This is a genomic window from Rhizobium sp. ERR 942 (genome assembly GCF_007828395.1).
GTDB lineage: Bacteria > Pseudomonadota > Alphaproteobacteria > Rhizobiales > Rhizobiaceae > Rhizobium > Rhizobium dioscoreae.
Genome location: NZ_VIUA01000006.1, coordinates 14,053 through 34,660 on the forward strand (window position 1 = coordinate 14,053; position 20,608 = coordinate 34,660).

Below are 20,608 nucleotides of genomic sequence, written 5' to 3' on the forward strand. Positions count from 1 at the left end.
TCAGTCCCCGTCGGCGAAGGAGAAGCCGGCCGAAAGACCGATGGCGCCGCCATACTGGTCGCTGAAGCCGGTAGCGAGATCGCGGCTGATGGAAAGCAGCTTGTCGATCTTGGCGCGTTCCGCGTCGTTGCCGATGGCGGCTTCGATATCCGGGTTGATTGTTGGCGCGGTGGTCGCGAGTTCGTTCAGCAGCCCGTCGATCTTGATAGCGACATCACGCTTGTCTGATGGCAGCAGGCTTGCCATGTCGGCCTTTTCCCACAGCGTCTTGATGCCCTCGACATTGCCGGTGAACGACGTCCAGGTGTTGCCCGAGCGCCAGTAGATCGCCATCTTCGGCCGCGCCGCTGCCGGGTCGCCCTTGTAGAAGGTTTCCAGCCGCTGGTCGCGCATATTGGCGGCGCTGTGCACGAGGATGCCGAGCAGTGCGGTGACAGCCTCCTTGTTGTCCATGAAATCGTCGCTGGTCTTGCCCGGGAATTTCCAGGATTTCTGCACGCCGTCGGGCGCGTCCCATTCGTCGGCGATTTCCTTGGCGGTGTTTTCGATGTTGCCGGCAACCGCCGCGCCATAGCGGCAGCGGAAGCTCTGCTTCTCCTTGCCGAGGACATCGGAGCCGTTGCCGAAAAGTACATATTCCAGCGCCGTCATGCTCATCAGCGCCACGCTCTTGCCGGCGACGGCTTCGACGGTCGTATCCTGCTCGTCCGCTTTGGCGATCAGCGCCTGTACCTGCTTGAGGCCGACGCCCTTGCGGTCGGGATAGAAGAGGATGTGTTCGAAGCGGTTCTGTTCGATGATCGGGCCGGTATCGACGATCTCGATGCGTGACCAGCTCTTCACGGTGTCGCCGAAAGCCGATTTGGCGCCGGAAAGGGTGGCGTCCGTGGGATCGGCGCAAAGCGTCTTCATCGCGACAGTCAGTTTCGAGGCGGAGTCGTGCATGGCGCGGTAGCCGGGACGAATCACGTCATCCACCGCCTTCTGCAGGGTGGCTGGCACCGCTGCCTCATTCAAGCCCGTACCAGCGGTCGTCGCATCCTCGGCATGGGCAGGCAGGGCCGCAACGGTAAGCAGCAGGCCGAATGCAAGGCGTTTCCATTGGCGCATCAGAGGGACTCCAGAAAGTTGACGAGGGCTTGCCGGTCGTCCTTCGAAAGACCGGCGAATGCGTTGCGGGCTTTTTCCGCCTCTCCTCCATGCCAGAGGATGGCTTCGGTCAGCGTACGGGCGCGGCCGTCATGCAGATAGGCCTGCCGGCCGCTCACCGTCTGTGTCAGGCCTATACCCCACAGCGGCGGCGTGCGCCAATCGCGACCGGATGCCACGCCCACCTGCTGCCCATCCGAAAGACCTTCGCCCATGTCGTGCAGCAGGAAATCGGAATAGGGCCAGATCAGCTGGAAAGCCTGCGGCGAAACCTTGCCGTCGCTGCCCTTCAAGCCGTCCCGCGTCACAAATTTCGGTATGTGGCAGGCAGCGCAGCCGGAGCGGTAAAACATCTCCTTGCCGTGCAGCACGGCGGGCTGACTTGTCGAGCGACGAGCGGGCACAGCAAGATTCTCGGAATAGAAGGTGACAAGAGGCAGCACGGGATCCGGCGCCTCCGTGTCGCCCAGCCGCTTCTGCACGCCAGTCGGCATTGTCAGGCAGCGAGCTTCCTTGGGCGTGCAGTCGCCATAGGGGTTTGGCCGGTCCGGCGTCGAAATGCCGATATCGGCGGAAAAGGCGTCGGCCACCTGGTCGCGCACGGTGGCGTTCTGTGCTTTCCAGCCGAATCGGCCGAGCGCGATCTTACCAGTGCGATGATCGCGGACGATGGCGGGGCGACCGCGTATGCCGGTGCCTTTCCTGTCGTCCGGGTCGGCATTGGCGAGAATATCGGCATCCGGAATGGCTTCGATCAGCCCGAGCCCGATCATCGGCGGCGCGATACGTGGCGAAAGGGTGGTGCTTGCATCCATCGGCCCGTAGGCGAGATCGCTGACGTCGTAATGGGGCTTGCGCAAGATCACGGTTTCCCCGCCGGCAAGCGTCACCGTCTCCTCGCTATAGCTGACGGTCACCTTGCCTTCGGCCGCAAGGCCGGGGACGGCTAGATCCTGCAGCTGTGCCCCGTACGTCGAATCCGGAAAATTGAGCGCGTGAAAATCCTTGACGGCCTGCTCTTCCTCTGGCGTCACGGCAGGCCGTGCAAGGCGCAAGACCATCGAGGTCGCGGCAGCCCCCGCTTCCTCGGGCGGATGGCCGCGCCCGTCGCGGATATGGCAGCTCTGGCAAGAGCGGGCATTGAACAGCGGCCCCAGGCCGTCGGATGCTTGCGTGGAGGAGGGGGCGGAGACCCAAAGCTTGCGGAAGAGTGCATTGCCGAGATGAAAGTCCTGGCCCTGTTCCTGGTTTAGCTTGGCCGAAGGCTGGGAGAAAATATCGCGCGTGATCTTGTCGATCGAGGTCAGACCACCACCCTGCATCGTTTCATAGGGTTCGGCCTTGACGAAGTTGCTAGTTGCGCGAGTCACGTCGCGCACGCGCTTCAGCTCTTCCGTAGAGAGATCGCTACGCGTGCTCGGAAAATCGAGAATATCGGCGGCTGCCAGCGTGATGGAAAAAACCAAAAAACCCGCAGCGAGGGCGGGCAAAAGGGCGCGATTGGCCGGGATGCGTGTCATGGGTGTCGGGGCGGCAACGCCTTGTCGCGCTGCCGCCATCCCTTGTTACTTCTTGGTGAAGACGGCGTTCGGGTTGTCCAGGCTGTCCGAACCTTCGAGCTTGATCGTGCCGAGATCGAGAGCGGCGATGACCCGCTGGATGCTCTTCGTCTGGTCGAGCAGGCCGTCGATGGCCTTCTGCACGGTGGCGTTGCCTTCCTTGTTGCCCTCGCCGATCATCTGGTCGTATTTCTCGACCGTCTCGCCGCGATGCACCATCGCCTTCATGGCGGCAAGCGTCGCGTCGAGCTTGCCTTCCATTTCCTTGTCGAGCGCCGGATCCTTGGCCTTGACCAGATCGTGCAGCGACGGGCCCTTCAGCTTGGTGCCGTCGACGCGAGTGTAATTGCCGGTATAGGCAGACGCGATGCCGATGGCGTCGCCATTGTGCTCGTTATAGGTATTGTCGGAGAAGCAATCCTGCTCTTCTTCCGGATCGTGCAGCAGCAAGCCGAGCTTCATGCGCTCGCCGGCAAGTTCACCGTAGGAAAGCGAGCCCATGCCGGTCAGGATGGTGGTCAGGCCGGCCTTCGGATCGGCTTCCACATGCTTGGTGGCTTCGCCGTCCGCCGCCCACTTGTCGGTCATCTCCTGCAAATCCGAAACCAGCAGCGTCGAGGCCGATTTCAGATATTCGGCGCGGCGGTCGCAATTGCCGTGCGTGCAATTCTTCAGATCGTAATCGGTGGCGGGACGTTCGCCGGCGCCGGCACCCGTGCCGTGCAGGTCCTGTCCCCACAATAGGAACTCGATGGCGTGATAACCCGTCGCGACATTGGCTTCGACGCCACCGGCCTGATGCAGCGTACCCGAGAGGAATTCCGGCGTCAGATGCGAGGCGTCGACATCCTTGCCGTTGATCTTGATCGTCTTGTTGGCGATGACGTTCGCGACATAGAGCGCGTTCTCATCGCTTTCCGTGCCGTAGGAGGCGTCGACATAATCGATCAGTCCCTCGTCCAGCGGCCAGGAATTGACCTTGCCTTCCCAATCGTCGACGATCGGGTTGCCGAAGCGGTAGACTTCCGTCTGCGCATAGGGAACACGGGCCTTGATCCAGGCCGCACGTGCCGCCTTCAGCGTCTTGTCGCTGGGGTTGGCGAGCAGAGCATCGATCGCCTTGTCGAGTGCTTTCGCTGTCGTCAGCGCATCCTCATATTTGGCATGTGCCAGGTCCGCATAGTGCTTGAGAACGGCGGCCGGCTCGGGAGCGGCTGCGAGAGCCGGCAGGCTGAATGCGGCGGTCGTGACCACGGCCACCGCGAGCGCGGCGCCAATTCTGTTTTTCAGTTTCATGTTCCTCTCCTGTGACAGCGGGGGCACCGTCAAAACTTGGCAATTTGTGTCATGTATGAAAAACAAACTTGTGTCAAACGCTCTAGTTTAGAACGATTTTAAGGCGACGGGCCAAGGATTTAACGTCGCAAGCGAAATGGGTTTGCTTGCGAATGCGCAGCTATAGGCCGTTTGGATATTGCGTCAGCAGGGTAGTGGAAGCAGGCTCGATCGCCGCCAGCTCACATCTTCCGCTGCAGGCGGCTGAAGAAGAAGCCGTCGGTATCGGTAGAGGCCGGCGTCAGGGTAATGGTCTTGCCGTCGGAGGAGCGGGGCTTTGCGGCATCCTTGCCGAACAGCGTCTCCCAGGAGCTCAGGGTTTCCACCACTTCGAAATCCGGATTCTGGGCGGCGAAACGGTTCACCTGTGCCTCATTCTCCTCCGGCAGCACCGAGCAGGTGACATAGAGCAGAGCGCCGCCGGGGCGGACGAATTCGCCGGCCTGCGCCAGGGCTTCCTGTTGCTGGCTGGTGCGTTCGTCGAGGTTTTTCTGTGTCAGCCGCCATTTGGTATCGGGACGACGCCGCCAGGTGCCGGTGCCGGTGCAGGGAGCATCGACCAGAACCTTGTCGAACTTGCCGCGCAGTTGAAGCAGGCTATTGCGGTCGTCGTGGACCTGAACGTTGCGGGTGCCTGCTCGCTTCAGGCGCTCTATGATCGGCGCCAGCCGCCGCCGGTCGCTGTCATAGGCATGGACCTGGCCCTTGTTGTGCATCGCGGCCGACATGGCGAGCGTCTTGCCGCCACCGCCTGCGCAATAATCGAGCACCTGGTCGCCTTCATCAGGCAGGACCAGATCGGCGACGATCTGCGAGCCTTCATCCTGCACCTCGAACCAGCCCTTCTGGAACGAAAGTTCGGCCGTGACGTTCGGCAGGCGGGATGCGCCTTCTCCGGCGGGAATACGGATGCCGAAACGGGCGATGTTCGATGGCTGTCCGCCGGCGCGCTCCAGTGCCTTCACGACTTTGGCGCGCTCGGCCTTCAGCGCATTGGCGCGAAGGTCGAGCGTCGGGCGCTCGGCAAGGGCCTTAGCTTCGGCAAGCCAGCCATCGCCGAAGGCTTGGCTGAAGGAGGGCTCGACCCATTCGGGAATATCGCCCTGGATGTGATGGGGCGCATCTTCGAGCTTGCGGGCCGCAAAAACGGCCAATGTTTCGGCGCTCGGCGCCTCGGGTGCGAATTTATCGCCGTCCAGCTCAGCAGCCAGCGCCTCCGGCGTCAGGCCCCATTGGCGGAAGAGTACGGCATGGGCAAGCGCGGACGCGCTGTCGTCTTCCATCAGCCAGGCATGCGAAAGCCGCATGCGCAGGGCGTCATAGACGATGTTGCCGATCGCGGCCCTGTCGCCGGAGCCAGCGAAGCGATGGGCCAGGCCCCAATCCTTCAGGGCATCGGCCACCGGTCGCTTGCGCGCTTCGATATCGGCAAGAACTTCGATGGCCCCCTGCAATCGGCCGCCCAGACGCATTCACACTCTCCTGCTCGCGCGTGACCCGGAACCCGTTGGAGCTCATCTTGGGACTCTGCGCCCTACCAAAAATCGCTGACGGCTCGCCAATCCGCGTAAATGGTGCCCAAGGCGGCGGATTTTGAGACGTCTCAATCGCGTGGTAGCCGCGATTGGCCGAGAGAGCAAGCGTCATGCCGATTTGCCGGATGGTTCCGGCTTTCGGCGATTACTTCGAGGCGACGACCTCGTAACAGACTTTCGCGGTACCCGAAGCGACCATGCCGATGTTCTGTGCGGCAGCGCGGGAGAGATCGAGAACACGTCCGCGAATGAAAGGCCCACGGTCGTTGATGCGAACGACGACGCTGCGGCCATTGTGCTTGTTGGTGACCCTGAGACGCGTGCCGAAGGCGAGCGAGCGGTGGGCTGCAGTAAGATTTCTGGAACTCATACGTTCCCCGGAAGCAGTTCGGGAGCTTCCCCCATACCATGAAGCGCCTCCGCAGCCAGCGGATGCAAATGCCGGAGTCGAAACGACAGCAATGGAGGCGGATATAGTTGCGGCGATTGCCAAAGAACGTGCGATTTTCTTCAAACCGATTTTTCCCTCAAGCTATTGAACTTGCGCCCTGGGTAGGCGGCGGGGCTTAAATCAGGCCAAAAATGGCGAAAAAGTGCCACCATCGATCACGGAATGTTACAATATGTAACATTTGTGATATTAAGGGAATACTGGGGCTATTCAGCGGATTTGCTTGATTGTGGAAAAAACCCAATAAAATCAGTTAAAAATGGAACGAATTTTCTCGTAAGCATCGACCGATGCCAGGCATCACAAAAATCGGAAAAATAATTTTCCGGCTTTGCCATAATCGCTGCCGCATTTGTGCAATTTTAGAGGTCATTAACCATAAATGCGGAGTAAATTGAACTAAGGCAGCCGGCTAAGTAGGAATTTTCATGCGATATAGCGGGGATATCGGGAGCAATTTCTCAGCCGCGCCATGCTCTAGAGGACCAGAGTTCGGCAAGCGACTTGCGATACTCTGGATAGCGGAACTGGAAGCCGAGCGCGCGCAGTTTCGCGTTCGAAACGCGCTTGTTCTCGCCATAGAAGGAGCGTGCCATCGGCGTCAGCTCAGCTGTTTCGAAAGGCTGTTCCGGTGGCGGTTCGACGCCCATCAGGCGGGCGGCCTCGGCAACGACATCCTGCGGCGGTGCAGGTTCGTCATCGGTGACATTATATATGCCGCCGAGCTTGCGATCGGACAGGAAGCGGGCGCAGGCGCCGATATCTTCGACGCGGATGCGATTGAACACTTGGTTCGCCTTGATGAGCCGCCGCGCGGTTCCCTTTTCCAGATTGCAGAAGGCATTGCGGCCCGGGCCGTAAATGCCGGAAAGCCGCAGCACGGCAACGGGGAGGCCGAGCCGGATGCCGACGCGCAGCCAGCCGTCTTCTGCCTCTACCCGCTCGACGGAGCGATCGGCGATTGGATGCAGTGATGTCTGCTCGCTGACCCAGGCGCCCTTATGGTCGCCATAGACCCCGACGGTCGAGAGATAGCAGATCCATTCCAGCTTCGGCACCAAGGCCTTGAGATTGAGCTGCGCCAGCCGCAGTAGCGGATCGCCTGATTTGCCCGGTGCGATCGATTGCACCAGATGCGTGGCGCTTTGCATCGCCTCCGAGAGAGCCGGGTCGAGGGTCTCGCCATCGAAGACGAAGGCCTCGATGCCATCTTTCGTCAGCTGCTCGGCCTTGTCGGCGGAGCGGGTGGTGCCGGTGATGCGAATGCCGGAGCCGGCGAAGGCCTTGGCGATGGCCGTTCCGGAATAGCCGCAGCCGAAAATCATCACATGCATCACGATACCCCTGCCAGTTTCCATTCGGCGCGGACTTCTTCGTCCGCCTCGTCATTTCTTTCTGCCGCAAACGCGTGGAATTCGCCAGCCGTCATCAGCCGGGACAGCGCCCAGACCGCCATGCCGCGCACGACTGGCGAGGGGTCTCCAGCCAGTTGGCGACATCTCTCTATAAGGAAGCGATCGCGCGAATTGCCGGCAGCGATCAGCACATTGCGGATGAAGCGGTCGCGACCGATACGCTTGACCGGCGAACCGCTGAAGAATGTGCGGAAGCTTGCATCATCCAGATCGAGCAGGAAGGCGATGGACGGTTCCTTGAGATCATCCCGAGCCAACAGCTTCATCTCCGAGGCGGCACTGGCGAACTTGTTCCAGGGGCAGGCGGCAAGACAGTCGTCGCAGCCGTAGATGCGGTTGCCGATCAACGGCCGAAGCTCAGGATCGATCGGACCCTTGTGCTCAATGGTCAGATAGGAAATGCAGCGACGCGCATCGAGCTGATAGGGGGCCGGGAAGGCAGCGGTCGGGCAGACGTCAAGGCAAGCCCGGCAGGAGCCGCAATGGTCTATCTCCGGCTCATCGGGCTCGAGATCGGCCGTGGTGAACATCGAGCCGAGAAAGAGCCAGGAGCCAAAGCCACGGCTGACGAGATTGGTATGCTTGCCCTGCCAGCCGAGGCCAGCAGCCTCTGCGAGCGGCTTCTCCATGACCGGTGCGGTATCGACGAAGACCTTGACGTCCTCTTTCGAGCGCGCCGCGAAGCGGGTGGCGATCTCCTTCAGCCGTCCTTTTATGACATCGTGGTAGTCACGGTTCCGGGCGTAGACCGATATTGCCGCCTTATCCCTCTTCTCCAGGATGCCGCGCGGGTCTTCCTCGGGGCCGTAATTGAGGCCGAAGACGACGATGGACCGCGTCTCGCTCCAGAGTACGCGCGGATCGCCTCGGCGGTCGCGGGTCTCCTCCATCCAGCCCATGGTGCCGTGATAGCCCTTGTCGAGAAACTGGCTGAGCCGGACGGCCGCTTCCGGAATGGCATCCGGCCTGGTGATGCGACAGAGATCGAAACCCTGAGCACGCGCTTCCTCTCGCACGAAAGCCGTCAGCGTGCTTCTGCGCTTGTCCACTTTTTCCGTTTCGCGATCATCGGGCATATCGAGCCCTCGTCATAGCAATTCCAGGATAAGGTGCGTTAGCGGTTTTCCGTTCGGAATTGCGTGAAAAACGCCCTAGAAATCCAGATCGGCGTAATGTGAGACCGGGGTGACACCGCGCACACGCTCCGCCAGGATCGGCCGGAAGGAAGGGCGCGACTTCAGCCGCTGATACCATTCCTTGGCAACAGGCGATTCCGTCCAGTCGATCTCGCCCAGATAATCTAGCACGGAAACCGAGGCCGCGGCGGCGAGATCGGCATAGCTCAGCCGCTCGCCGGCCAGCCACTGCCGCGAACCTGCGAGCCAGGAGAGATACTTCATGTGCTGGCGGATATTGCCGCGCGCCATGCGCATGACTTTGGAATCGGGCGCGCCGCCGCCCTGTTCGGCGGTCATCTGAAGCTTGAAGACACGCTCGCGCGTCAGCGGCCGCGTCACATCCTGCTCCATCTTCTGCATGAACCATTCCGTCAGCCGGCGGATTTCGGCGCGCTGGAACGGATCTTCGGCCAGAAGCCGGCGATCGCGCTTCAGAACGCCATGCGTCTCATCGAGATATTCGGAGATGACCGAAGCGCCGCAGAGCGCCCGCATGCTGTCATCGACGTAGACGGGTAGGGTGCCAGCTGGGTTCAGCGCCAGGAAATCGCGGCGCTTTTCCCAGGTCTGTTCCTCGATCAGCTCCGTCTGATAGCCATATTCCGTCAGGATCAGACGAACGAACCGGGAGGAAGATGACATTGGGTGATGATACAGCGTCGGCATTGGTACTCGGGTGTTTCTGATTGATGCTACGGAAGTCTTTTCGGTCGCGATCCTGCGGCCCTAGTCATTTGTCATCGGTTGAAGCTATAGGATCTTGGCTTAGTTTGCACAAGCGAATCGGGCCGCCCTGCCGTTAGACAAAGGACACGATATGGCTGAACAAATTGTTATCGCGTTGGTTTTAGGCCTTGTAGAGGGGCTTACGGAGTTCATTCCGGTCTCCTCGACAGGCCATCTGATACTGCTTGGACATTTTCTTGGCTTTAAATCGGCCGGTACTTTTGAAGTTTTGATCCAACTCGGCGCGATTCTCGCCATTCTGCTTGTCTATTTCAATCGCCTCGTCCAGATCGCCAAGGCGCTCCCCGTCAGCGCCAAGGCTCGTCACTTCGTGCTCGCTGTCCTTTTCGGCTTCCTGCCCGCCGCCGTCATCGGCGCACTGGCGCATGATTTCATCAAGACCGTGCTGTTCGATTCGCCGAAAGTCATCTGTATCTCGCTGATCCTCGGCGGTATCGTCCTGCTCGTCATCGACAGGATCGAGTTCAAGCCGAAATACACCAGCGCCTATGAATTTTCCTGGCCCATGGCGGTCAAGATCGGCTTCTTCCAGTGCCTGGCTATGATCCCGGGAACGTCACGCTCCGGTTCCACCATCGTCGGTGCCCTGTTGCTCGGTGCCGATAAGCGTTCGGCCGCCGAGTTTTCCTTCTTCCTCGCCATGCCGACAATGGTCGGCGCCTTCACGCTGGATTTGTGGAAGAGCCGCCACGATCTCAGCTTCGCCGATGGTCAGCTGATCGTCATCGGCTTCTTCATGGCCTTTATTTCGGCGCTGTTCGTGGTGCGCGCGCTGCTCGACTTCGTATCCCGCCGTGGTTACGCACCCTTCGCATGGTGGCGCATTGCAGTCGGCGCAATCGGTCTCATCGGTCTCTATTTCGGCTGAGACCGATCGTCGGGCTGATATCCTGGAAAAAGTGAAGGCCGGTCAAAACCGGCCTTTTTCATACCCGATCAGTTCGGGGAGGACGCGTCGATGGAACCCGTCGTGCAGGGGTCGACGCCATAGGTTGGCGCACATTCGCCCTTGATCGAGGCGATGCTGCCGCGAGCCACGAAGGAGCCTGCGAGAATCACCAGTGCCGCGCACGCAAACAGAAGCGCGATAGACTTGCCCATCGAAGAATGCCTTTCCGCAGAAGTGTGAAGCGCGCCGCGAACCGGTTCATTGTCCAAGCCTGAGACGCGCGGCTGTGTTAGTCAGTGGAATGAGCAATAGCAATAAATGTTCATATTAAATTTGACGTTAATGCTACTATTTCCGCACTGCGTCTTTTAAGCAACGCTGAGCTGTGAATGGCGCGGCTCCGCCAGCGTCGTAAAGTACGATCCTGCCTTCGCGGAGCAGCAAAAAACGCCGCCCGGCAGAACCGTGCGGCGCTTGAACTTCATGAGATGGCCGAATCGTCAGGCGGCTTTGCCCGAGCCGGTAAACTGGCCCTGCGGACGGTAACGCACCAGGTAGGACGGCAGCACGGAGACGAGCAGTGTCGGCAGCAGTCCGATGCCCTTCAGGGTGCGTCCTTCTGCTTCCGCCTGCTGGGAAACGACATTGTCGCTCTTCAGCAGCGTTACCTGATCGGCGGTGATTGGCGGCTTGATGAGCGGCACCAGCGAGGCGACCGAGCCGATCAGCGAAGCCAGGCCGAACGGAATGGAGACGAGCGACTTCTTCCGGTTGATGACGGCAAGCGTGGTCTCGAGACATTCGCGGAAGGACAACACTTCCGGACCGCCGAGCTCATAGGTCGTGCCGGCCTTCAGTTTTCCGTCGACGCTGCGGGCGACGGTTTCCGCGATGTCCTGCACATAGACCGGCTGGAACTTGGTCTTGCCGCCACCGATCAGCGGCAGGAAGGGCGCGGTGCGCGACATGTCAGCGAACTTGTTGAAGAATTCATCTTCCGGACCGAACACGATCGAAGGACGCAGGATGATTGCATCCGGCTTGATCGATAGGATGGCGGCTTCGGCGCGTGCCTTGGTTCGGGCATAGGCCGAGGGCGAATTGGCATCGGCGCTGAGGGAGGAAATATGCGTCAGCGAAGCGCCCGCATTGCGGGCGGCTTCCGCAATCGCCTTGGCACCGAATTCCTGTACAGCGTCGAACGTGTTGCGGCCGCTTTCAGCGAGGATGCCGACGCAGTTGACGACATGCTGAGCGCCTTCAACGGCACGGTCGATGGAGTTACGGTAGCGTACATTGGCCTGGACGATCGAAATCTGGCCGAGATTGCCGAGTGGCTGCAGGAAACCGGCAAGATCGGGGCGGCGAACAGCGACACGGATGCGATAGCCGCGCTTGGCAAGCGCACGCACGGTGTGTCGCCCGATGAAACCTGATCCTCCGAACACGGTGACGAGCGGCGGGAGGTTGGACAGGGTCATGGCAGGCTCCTCGAAAGGCTTTGATTGGGCTTATCTGGTTTCGTCTTAGCCGATCCGCGCGCCGAGGTGAAGTGCTATCGCGCTGCATTGCAGCGGCCGCTTTTCAAAGGGTTTAAACCCCTTCAACAACGACCATTTCCGCGTCTGCCACCTGCTGCCGGATTTTGGCCGCGATCTGATATTCCGGCGAATTGTAGCAATCGACGGCGTGCTGCAGCGACGGGAATTCGATAACGACGTTGCGGCCGCGTGCCTGTCCCTCGAGCGGCGTAAACGCGCCGCCGCGCGCCAGGAAATTCGCGCCGTATTTCTCGAAGGCGGGCTTCGCGGCGGCGACGTAGTCCTTGTAGCGCTCGGGGTCGCGGACATCCACGCGCGCGATCCAATATCCCTTTGCCATATCGACCTCCCGGATTGTTGTGGTGGTTTAAAGTGCAGCGTCCATTTCGGCGAGAATGGCGTGGGCGGCTTGCCTCGGATCGGCCGCCTTGACGATCGGCCGTGCGACGACCAGATGGCTGGAGCCGGCCTTGATGGCAGCGGCCGGCGTCATCACGCGCTTCTGGTCGCCCTTATCGCTCCCTGCCGGGCGGATGCCGGGGGTCACCAGCGCCATATCCGGCCCGATGATCTTGCGGACGGCGGCGGACTCTTCGGCCGAGCAGACAATGCCGCCCATGCCGGCCAGATGGGCCTGTTCGGCCCGGCGCAGCACCAGCGTATGCGGGTCATATTCGTAACCGGCGGCGATGAGATCGCCTTCGTCCATCGAGGTCAGCACGGTGACACCGAGCAGGCAGAGGTCGGAGCCCTTCGCCGCTTCGACAGCCGCCTTCATGGCTTTCGGATAGGCGTGCAGCGTCAGCATCGACATGCCCATCTTGACGATGTTCTCCACGCCGGAGGCGACAGTATTGTCGATGTCGAGCAGCTTCATATCGAGGAAGATCTTCTTGCCGCTGGCGGCAAGGTCGCGCGCGAATTCTAGGCCGCCGGCAAAGGCGAGCTGATAGCCGATCTTGTAATAGAGAATATCGTCGCCGAGGGCGCCGACCACTTTTTCGGCCTCCTGAAGGTTTGGAACATCCAGTCCAACGATCAAGCGGTCGCGTGCGGTCATATCAAGCCCATCCCATCCAATCTTCCATGGGTGTCCAGTCGCATGAGACGGCGCGCTTCGCAAGATCGAAACAGAAAAGATTGCCGCCCCCTGGCGGTTGATCCCCCTGCCGCGCGATCGGCTTTCCCTCCAGATGGCATTTCAGCAGCGTGCCGACGCCGCCATGGCCGACGAAGGCGATCGGCACGTTCGGATCGTGCCGCGCAAGAACGGCCTCGACGTTGGAGACGATTCTCGCCTGTGCATCGACGGCGCGCTCCCAGCCCTTGAAGCTCTCATGCGGGTTGGCGAAGAACCAGTCCGCTGCCTTCTCAAACTCCGGCGGCGCCAGAAAACCTGTGGCACTGCGGTCGTTTTCATGCATGGCCTCGATGACCTCGATCGGCGCACCGCTTGCCGTCGCCAGAGCCTCGGCCGTCTCGATCGCCTTGCGTTCGCCGCTTGAGACGATGAGGCTCAGCTTGCCCGCCCAAGGCCGGCTTGCCGCCAGCCGCGCCCGCTCGGCGCCAATGTCGGATAAGCCCCATTGCGGCACCGGCACATTCGCGTCGATGCGCACCTGCGGATGCGTAATATAAAGAGCGTACATGGATCTCTCAGCGATTGCCTCAGCCGCGGCTATAGACCCATAGCTGGGCCGGCGGAATATTGCGGACGATGAAGTCGTAGTGGCGGATATGATAGCGATCCGGCTTGGCGATGATCGGCGAGACCGGGCCGTAGGAGATCTGCACCACCGGCCGGCCGGCCGGCATGCGGTCCAGCAGGCTTTCCAGCAACGCGACGCGCGCCTTCATCGGGAAATTGAGGAGAGGAATGCCCGAGACGACGGAATCGAAGGTCTGCCCACGCAGTACGCCGAGCGTCGTATCGAGATCGAAGGCGTCGCCATTGATGAAATTGACGCCGGGATAACGGCGGACAAGATGATTGTAGAAGTCCGTGGAATATTCGATGGCGACGAGATTTTGGGGCTCTACGCCGCGTTCGAGGATCGCCTTGGTGATCGCCCCGGTTCCCGGCCCAAGCTCCAGCACAGGCAGACCTGATTGTGGGTTGATGACACCAGCCATCTTGCGGGCCGTGATCGACGACGTAGGAACGATCGAGCCGACGGTCTTGGGGCCTTGCATCATGCCCTTGAAGAAACGGATCTCCTCGTCGAACTTCTTGCCTAGCCGTTCCTTGAGACGCAGCGCCATGCTCTCCCCCCCATCAGATGTTACCGTCGCGACTTACATATTGCTTCTCTAGGATCTTGCAACGGAGTGACGCAATAACAAGAGAAAATGTCGCAATCGACAAAAGACCAAATAAAAGCGCCCTTGCGTAGGTTAAACGCATGAAGGGCGCTTTAGTTTCGCTACACCCGCATCGGCATCAGCACATAAAGCGCGTCGTCGCCAGCTGTGTCGCGGATGAGCGTCGGCGAGCCGGCGTCGGCCAGCAGGAATATGGCTGCGTCGCCGGAAAGCTGCGCGGTAATGTCGAGCAGGTACTTGGCGTTGAAGCCGATTTCCATTGGGTCCATCTCGTAACCGACGGCGACTTCCTCGGTCGCGCTGCCCGAATCCGGATTGTTGACGGTCAGCAGCAGCTGGCCGTCAGACAGGGCTAGCTTCACAGCCCGGCCGCGCTCCGAAGAGATCGTCGACACGCGGTCGACGGCCTGGGCGAAGGTCTGGCAATCGACCCGCATTTCCTTGTCATTGTTGGCCGGAATGACGCGCTGATAGTCCGGGAAGGTGCCGTCGATAAGCTTCGAGGTCATGACGATGGAACCGATGGTCAGGCGGATCTTCGCGTCGGAGACTTCGACGGTCACGATCGCATCCGGCGTGTCCACGAGCTTCTGCAGTTCACCCACCGTCTTGCGCGGGATGATGATCCCGGGCATGCCTTCGGAGCCAGAGGGAGCGCTGACATCGGCGCGTGCCAGGCGATGGCCGTCCGTGGCGACGGCCCTGAGCTTCAGGTCGCCGCCGCTTTCGATCGTGTGGAAGAAGATGCCGTTGAGATAGTAGCGCGTCTCCTCCGTGGAGATCGCAAACTGCGTGCGGTCGATGAGCATCTTCAGATCGCTCGCCTTCAGCTTGAAGGAATGGCTGAAGCTGCCGGCAGTGAGATCCGGGAAATCGGATTCCGGCAGGCATTGCAGCGAGAACTTCGAGCGCCCGGAGGCAACCGTCATCGAGCTGCCATCGGTGTTGGTGGCGAGAAGCACTTCCGAGCCGTCGGGAAGCTTGCGCACGATATCGTAGAGCAGATGCGCGGGAACCGTGGTGGCGCCTGCCTGTTCGACATTGGCGGGCGTTGCCTCGGTGATTTCGAGGTCAAGGTCGGTCGCCTTCATGTCGAGGTTCGTGCCATCGGCCTTGAGCAGCACGTTGGACAGGATCGGGATCGTGTTGCGACGCTCGACCACGCGATGCACGTGGTTCAGCGACTTCAGGAGGTTCGACCGCTCAATTGTAATACGCATGGATGCTACCGCTTTCGACCGTGACTAGCCGGGCGGCCCGAGGCGCCCGAGCGACATGTTTTCGGACAAGGCCCGAAAGATTGGACAGGCAACTTGGCAGACTTCTCCATCCGAATGCAAGAGGCATAGACGTTTTGCCTAGCGCCAATTCGCCATTTCGACGGCAATGCTCCACAGGAATTGCACCGCTCTTGCCGTCTGTGCGCACCTCGCCCATAAAGGCTGCTTATCCGAGATGAATTCAGGACCGGCATGAGCGAAGATCAATCAGGCAGCGGAGCGCGCAGTTTCCGCCTGCACAACAATCAGATCCCGGCCCGTCCTCTCGAACCGGCGCTCTATCTGGTCGCCACCCCGATTGGCAATCTCGGCGACATCACGCTGCGGGCGCTGGAGACGCTGGCTGGTGCCGATGTGCTCGCCTGCGAGGATACGCGCGTGACGCGCGTCCTGCTCGATCGCTATGGCATCCAGAACAAGCCCTACGCCTACCACGAGCACAATGCCGATGAGGCCGGGCCGCGGCTTCTGCAGGCTTTGGAGGCCGGCCGATCTGTTGCGCTGGTCTCCGATGCCGGCACGCCGCTTGTCTCCGATCCCGGCTATCGGCTTGCGCTGCAGGCGATCGAAGCGGGATACAAGGTCGTGCCCATTCCCGGCGCCTCCGCACCGCTGGCGGCTCTGGTCGGCTCCGGCCTGCCGAACGATGCCTTCTTCTTCGCCGGTTTCCTGCCTGCCAAGGACAAGGGCCGCCGCGACCGTCTGGCCGAACTGGCAGCCGTACCGGCGACCCTCATCTTCTTTGAATCGCCGCATCGCATTGCCGCCACCCTTGCCGCCGCCGCCGATGTGCTTGGCGGTGAGCGCGCGGGCGCCGTCTGCCGCGAGCTGACGAAGACCTTCGAGGAATTCCGGCGCGGCACATTGTCCGAACTCGCGTCATTCTATGACGCAGTCGATAATGTAAAGGGCGAGATCGTCTGGCTTGTGGGACCGCCGGCGGAAAGCGTTGCGGCGGAGGCCGATGTCGATGCCATCCTCGCCGATCTCTCAGGGACGATGCCGACAGCCAAGGCCGCGACCGAGGCTGCGCGCCTCACCGGCCTGCCGCGAAAGGAGCTGTACCAGCGCCTGCTCGACATGAAGGAGCGCCATGGCTGATATGAAGCCCGGGTCCGGCGAGAAGCTGAAGCGGCAAAAGGCCTGGCGTCGCGGCCATGTGGCCGAATATCTCGCGGCCGCCTTCCTGATGCTCAAGGGCTATCGCATCCTGGCCGTCCGCCACCGCACCAAGCTCGGTGAAATCGATATCGTCGCCCGCAAGGGTGATCTCGCCATCTTTGTCGAGGTCAAGTCGCGGCGCGGCGCACAGGAGGCGATCGATGCAGTTTCCCTCTCGTCGCAAAACCGCATCCGTGCTGCGAGCGACCTATGGCTCGCCCGACAGCCGGATTTTGCCCGCCTGTCGCAACGCTATGACATCGTCGCCATGCTGCCCGGCCGCTGGCCGCAGCATTTTCCGGATGCGTTTTGAACACGGCGTTACAGGACCGTCATAAAATCAGCCTATTGCCGGACCGATAAGCGTTTGCGATTTCCGCCGCGCTCACAATGCTATTTTGACAGGCTTCAATATGATCCGCAACATCGTTTCCGCATTCACCGTTCCCTCGCAGGAAGAGCGCGAGAGCTTTATTTCACTCGAAAGGACCGCGGTCGTTCACGCCGAGAAGCTTGCATCGCTCGCCTGCCTGAATACGGTGCGCGTCGGCGGGGCGGATGCCAAGGTCGAGGTTCTCTCCTTCCCCTTTACCGTCGCAGCCTGGAATCTGGAGCGCTGCCTCTTTCCCGAAGAAAGCGCGGCCAAGCTGCGGGAAACCGGCGCGCTGCTCGTCCTATTGTCGGAGATGGATTATGGCATGGCCCGCACCGAGCAGCGCGACCCGACGGCGATCATCGCCGGCGAACTCGGCATGAACTACGCCTATGGTGTCGAATTCCTCGAACTCAGTCTCGGTTCGGAAATCGAACGCTCCTACTGCAAGGACGATTTCAACGAGAAGGGCTTTCATGGCAACGCCCTGATGGCCTCCGTCGCCCTAAAGGATGCCTTCATGATCCGTCTGCCCGGCGAGGCCGTCTGGTTCAATGACAGCAACGAGCAGCCGCGCATTGGCGATCGTTGCGCTGTCGGCGCCATTGTTGAGACGGAAGCTGGTCCCATGATCGCCGTTTCCGTTCACCTTGAGAGCGTCGCAACCGCAGCCTATCGCGAGCGGCAGTTGGCGGCGTTGATCGATGAAGTCGAGGCCTTCGCACCCGATCTGCCGATCTTGATCGGCGGCGATCTCAACACCGGCAATCACACGGGCGGCGATTTCTCCACCGATACGCTGTTCGCCATGGCCGAAGGCCGAGGCTTCGAGTGCCATGGCGGGCCGCTCGATCAGACGAGCACGCGCCCGAGCCTGATCACGCGCTTTCCCGATCGCGCCATGAAACTCGACTGGTTCATCACCCGCGGCTTGAAGATCGGCGAAAGCCACCTTGTTTCCTCCCTGAACGGAGAAGGCAAGCCGCTCTCCGACCACGATATGGTCGTCTGCACAATCGAGGGTTTTTCCGCCTGATCGCTGCAATCGTTAAAATGCGCTCGGTTTCATGAACTTTCCCCTTACCCGTTCCATGCGATGAGATCGCAGACGCACATGGAATTTTGGGGGATTGCATGGTCTTGAAACTGATGTTGGCGAGCATGGCGGCCTTTGCCACCCGTGCCGCGCCGGTTGTGCTCGCGATGCCGCAGTCGAAAAGCTTCGTGGCGGGCGCCAGCAACGAAATGGAAATGAAGCCATCGCCGATCGAACCCTCCTGGGTTTTGTCGGGTAATCCGGTCGCCCGTATCGCCGAGCACTCGCGGGGGCAGGACGATGCCGCAATGACGGCGCTGTGGGATTGCACCGCGGGCGAGTTCCGCTGGTATTTCGGCTGGGACGAAACGGTGATGATCCTTGAGGGCGAGGTGCATATCACCACGGAAGACGGCGTCGAGCGGACGCTCAGCGCCGGCGATGTCGCTTATTTTGCCGGCGGCACCTGGGCGACATGGCGCATCGATCGCTACCTGCGCAAGGTTGCCTTTCTGCGCAAGCCGTTCCCGAAGCCTCTGACCATGGCTTATCGCCTGCGCAACTTCGTCCGCCAGGGCGGCGCACAAGGCCTTGCTGCCTAAGCGGCCACTTGAGGGAAGCCATTGAATAGCCGTTGCGTTTGGATGCAGGCCGACCTACATCTGTCCGCAAATCCGAGCGAGGGCTGACTATGGCTGGTATCAAGAATGTTGCGGTCCAGATGGACCATGTGAAAAGCATCAACATTGCGGGTGACTCCACCTTCGCCATGAGCCTCGAGGCGCAGAACCGGGGCTACAGGCTCTTCCACTATACGCCGGAGCGGCTGAGCATGCGCGACGGCAAGGTCTATGCCTCCGTCGAGCCGATGATCTTGCGTGACGTCAAGGGCGATCATTTCGAGCTCGGCGAGCCGGAGCGCGTGGATCTTTCCACCATGGACGTGGTGCTGCTGCGCCAGGATCCGCCATTCGACATGGCTTATATTACCTCGACGCATCTGCTCGAGCGCATCCATCCGAAAACGCTCGTGGTCAACGATCCGGCCTGGGTGCGCAACTCGCCGGAAAAAATCTTCGTCACCGAATTTGCCGATCTCATGCCGAAGACGCTCATCACCCGCGATCCGGCTGAAATCCGCCGTTTCCGCGATGAAATGGGCGATATCATCCTGAAGCCGCTCTACGGCAATGGCGGCGCCGGCGTCTTCCACTCGACGCGTGACGACCGCAATCTCTCGTCGCTGTTGGAAATGTTCGGCCAGCTCTTCCGTGAGCCCTTCATTGCCCAGCAATACCTGCCTGACGTGCGCAAGGGCGACAAGCGCATCATCCTCGTCGATGGCGAAGCTGTGGGCGCGATCAACCGCGTGCCGGCAGAGCATGACGCCCGCTCCAACATGCATGTCGGCGGCCGCGCCGAAGCCACCGAGCTAACAGCGCGCGAACAGGAAATCTGCAAGCGCATTGGACCGGCACTTAAGGAACGCGGCTTCCTGCTCGTCGGCATCGACGTCATTGGCGACTACATGACCGAGATCAACGTGACGTCGCCGACTGGCATCCGCGAAGTCAAGCGCTTCGGTGGCGCCGATATCGCCAGCCTGCTCTGGGACGCGATCGAGGCCAAGCGAGCCTGATCGGCAGTTCCCCGCCACGCTTTCGGCTGAACGATCTAGTCACCCCGCATGTCGTTGATTTCGATATGCGGGGTGAAATTTTTGTTCGTTTCTTGTTCTTGTTTCATTCTTTGTCTTATGCCAGATTGCAACCCGAAGTTTGCTGATCGGGGCACGTAACGGCAAACGGGTTCGGCGACAGGGGATAGGGAATGGTAGCGCGCGTCAGTACGGTGGCATTTCAGGGCATTGAGGGCGTACCCGTCGAAGTGCAAGTGATGATCGCGCCGGGCAAGGTGCTGATGCATATCGTCGGTCTGCCGGACAAGGCTGTCGCGGAGAGCCGTGAGAGGGTTCAGGCAGCACTACACGCCTCTGGCCTTGCCTTGCCGCCGAAGAAAGTCACCGTCAATCTCGCACCGGCGGATCTGCCCAAAGAGGGCAGTCACTTCGATCTTGCCATCGCGCTTGGTCTAATGGCGGCGCTCGGTGCGATCCCAGCCGATGCCCTGTCCTCCTACACCGTCATCGGCGAACTCAATCTCGATGGCACGATCGCGCCCGTTGCCGGCGCTCTTCCCGCGGCGATCGCTGCCAATGCCATGGGCAAGGGGCTGATCTGCCCGGCCGAAAGCGGACCGGAAGCGGCCTGGGCCGGCAAGGAGATCGATATTCTGGCGCCGCGCAGCCTGATTGCGCTCGCCAACCACTTTCGCGGCACGCAGGTCCTGTCACGGCCGGAACCGTCAGTCCGCGCCAATGCCGCCAACCTACCCGATCTTGCCGATATCAAGGGGCAAGAAAGCGCCAAACGCGCTCTGGAAGTTGCGGCCGCCGGTGGCCATAATTTGTTTCCATTGTGTTGCATATAACATACTGAAAAATATAGATTCACATCTGCGAATTGGATTGTGCATGGGCTGGCGCACAGATCAGGCGTACGAAGACGAGCAAAGGCGAGCTTTCAAAGAGTGGAAGGCATCGCTTTCGTGGGCAGAGTTTGCTGCTTGGCAATGGGC

Annotated in this window: 21 protein-coding genes and 1 pseudogene; 7 read left to right on the forward strand and 15 right to left on the reverse strand. The window is 60.8% G+C overall.

The window, feature by feature from the left end; translation table 11 throughout:
• From FBZ97_RS23330 to FBZ97_RS23365, 8 genes are all read right to left on the reverse strand, one after another.
• Positions 1-1,110: an imelysin family protein gene (locus FBZ97_RS23330; protein ID WP_145322133.1), complete on the reverse strand. Its 1,110-nt coding sequence runs from the start codon at positions 1,108-1,110 to the stop codon at positions 1-3.
• A complete protein-coding gene (locus tag FBZ97_RS23335) occupies positions 1,110-2,669 on the reverse strand; it encodes a di-heme oxidoredictase family protein (protein WP_145322744.1) in 1,560 nt (519 codons plus the stop codon). Before FBZ97_RS23335 ends, FBZ97_RS23330 begins: the two co-directional genes overlap by 1 nt.
• A gap of 45 nt (positions 2,670-2,714) precedes the next feature.
• The gene (locus tag FBZ97_RS23340; protein ID WP_145322135.1) at positions 2,715-4,004 is read right to left on the reverse strand and encodes an imelysin family protein; all 1,290 of its coding nucleotides are present in this window, start codon (positions 4,002-4,004) and stop codon (positions 2,715-2,717) included.
• A 221-nt stretch (positions 4,005-4,225) separates the two neighbouring features.
• Positions 4,226-5,515 carry an RsmB/NOP family class I SAM-dependent RNA methyltransferase gene (locus FBZ97_RS23345; RefSeq protein ID WP_145322137.1) on the reverse strand — a complete coding sequence of 430 codons (1,290 nt, stop codon included), beginning with the start codon at positions 5,513-5,515 and terminating at the stop codon, positions 4,226-4,228.
• A 208-nt stretch (positions 5,516-5,723) separates the two neighbouring features.
• The gene (locus FBZ97_RS23350; protein WP_069611070.1) at positions 5,724-6,092 is read right to left on the reverse strand and encodes a septal ring lytic transglycosylase RlpA family protein; all 369 of its coding nucleotides are present in this window, start codon (positions 6,090-6,092) and stop codon (positions 5,724-5,726) included.
• A 398-nt stretch (positions 6,093-6,490) separates the two neighbouring features.
• Positions 6,491-7,363 (reverse strand): SDR family NAD(P)-dependent oxidoreductase, encoded by an 873-nt coding sequence (locus FBZ97_RS23355; protein WP_145322746.1) that lies wholly within the window; start codon positions 7,361-7,363, stop codon positions 6,491-6,493.
• Positions 7,363-8,520, reverse strand: coding sequence for a tRNA epoxyqueuosine(34) reductase QueG (gene queG / locus FBZ97_RS23360; protein ID WP_145322139.1), 1,158 nt, complete (start codon positions 8,518-8,520; stop codon positions 7,363-7,365). Before queG ends, FBZ97_RS23355 begins: the two co-directional genes overlap by 1 nt.
• A gap of 75 nt (positions 8,521-8,595) precedes the next feature.
• Complete coding sequence (locus tag FBZ97_RS23365) at positions 8,596-9,288, reverse strand: glutathione S-transferase family protein (RefSeq protein WP_015338534.1); 693 nt, start codon at positions 9,286-9,288, stop codon at positions 8,596-8,598.
• 151 nt (positions 9,289-9,439) lie between these two features.
• On the opposite strand from FBZ97_RS23365, the gene FBZ97_RS23370 reads away from it, so the two are divergent.
• On the forward strand, positions 9,440-10,237 hold the full coding sequence (locus FBZ97_RS23370) for an undecaprenyl-diphosphate phosphatase (protein WP_069611073.1): 798 nt from the start codon (positions 9,440-9,442) through the stop codon (positions 10,235-10,237).
• Positions 10,238-10,305: 68 nt separating this feature from the next.
• Here the strand turns inward: FBZ97_RS23370 and FBZ97_RS34515 are convergent, their stop codons facing one another.
• From FBZ97_RS34515 to dnaN, 7 genes are all read right to left on the reverse strand, one after another.
• Complete coding sequence (locus FBZ97_RS34515) at positions 10,306-10,470, reverse strand: hypothetical protein (protein ID WP_047628464.1); 165 nt, start codon at positions 10,468-10,470, stop codon at positions 10,306-10,308.
• A 288-nt stretch (positions 10,471-10,758) separates the two neighbouring features.
• The gene (locus FBZ97_RS23375; RefSeq protein ID WP_113351375.1) at positions 10,759-11,739 is read right to left on the reverse strand and encodes a complex I NDUFA9 subunit family protein; all 981 of its coding nucleotides are present in this window, start codon (positions 11,737-11,739) and stop codon (positions 10,759-10,761) included.
• A 112-nt stretch (positions 11,740-11,851) separates the two neighbouring features.
• Positions 11,852-12,139, reverse strand: coding sequence for a DUF1330 domain-containing protein (locus FBZ97_RS23380; protein WP_015338538.1), 288 nt, complete (start codon positions 12,137-12,139; stop codon positions 11,852-11,854).
• A 27-nt stretch (positions 12,140-12,166) separates the two neighbouring features.
• Entirely contained in the window at positions 12,167-12,859 is a 693-nt protein-coding gene (pyrF, locus tag FBZ97_RS23385) for an orotidine-5'-phosphate decarboxylase (protein ID WP_113329917.1), read from the reverse strand.
• 1 nt (position 12,860) lies between these two features.
• Positions 12,861-13,448 (reverse strand): histidine phosphatase family protein, encoded by a 588-nt coding sequence (locus FBZ97_RS23390; protein WP_145322141.1) that lies wholly within the window; start codon positions 13,446-13,448, stop codon positions 12,861-12,863.
• A 19-nt stretch (positions 13,449-13,467) separates the two neighbouring features.
• Positions 13,468-14,061 (reverse strand): phospholipid N-methyltransferase PmtA, encoded by a 594-nt coding sequence (gene pmtA, locus FBZ97_RS23395; protein WP_145322143.1) that lies wholly within the window; start codon positions 14,059-14,061, stop codon positions 13,468-13,470.
• Between the two features lie 161 nt (positions 14,062-14,222).
• Positions 14,223-15,341, reverse strand: coding sequence for a DNA polymerase III subunit beta (gene dnaN, locus FBZ97_RS23400; protein WP_113329920.1), 1,119 nt, complete (start codon positions 15,339-15,341; stop codon positions 14,223-14,225).
• 252 nt (positions 15,342-15,593) lie between these two features.
• Between dnaN and rsmI the strand changes: the two genes are divergently transcribed.
• The 6 genes and pseudogenes from rsmI to FBZ97_RS23430 form a co-directional block, all read left to right on the forward strand.
• Positions 15,594-16,502, forward strand: a complete 909-nt coding sequence (gene rsmI, locus FBZ97_RS23405) for a 16S rRNA (cytidine(1402)-2'-O)-methyltransferase (protein WP_145322145.1) — start codon at positions 15,594-15,596, stop codon at positions 16,500-16,502.
• Positions 16,495-16,875 (forward strand): YraN family protein, encoded by a 381-nt coding sequence (locus tag FBZ97_RS23410; RefSeq protein ID WP_246661832.1) that lies wholly within the window; start codon positions 16,495-16,497, stop codon positions 16,873-16,875. The genes rsmI and FBZ97_RS23410 overlap by 8 nt, the downstream gene beginning before the upstream one ends.
• Positions 16,876-16,975: 100 nt before the next feature.
• A complete protein-coding gene (locus FBZ97_RS23415) occupies positions 16,976-17,971 on the forward strand; it encodes an endonuclease/exonuclease/phosphatase family protein (protein ID WP_145322147.1) in 996 nt (331 codons plus the stop codon).
• A 98-nt stretch (positions 17,972-18,069) separates the two neighbouring features.
• Positions 18,070-18,573, forward strand: a complete 504-nt coding sequence (locus tag FBZ97_RS23420; protein ID WP_113329924.1) for a cupin domain-containing protein — start codon at positions 18,070-18,072, stop codon at positions 18,571-18,573.
• 89 nt (positions 18,574-18,662) lie between these two features.
• Positions 18,663-19,610, forward strand: coding sequence for a glutathione synthase (gene gshB / locus FBZ97_RS23425; RefSeq protein ID WP_145322149.1), 948 nt, complete (start codon positions 18,663-18,665; stop codon positions 19,608-19,610).
• A 191-nt stretch (positions 19,611-19,801) separates the two neighbouring features.
• A pseudogene (locus tag FBZ97_RS23430) lies at positions 19,802-20,440 on the forward strand (magnesium chelatase domain-containing protein); the annotation flags it as partial.
• Between the last annotated feature and the right edge of the window lie 168 nt (positions 20,441-20,608).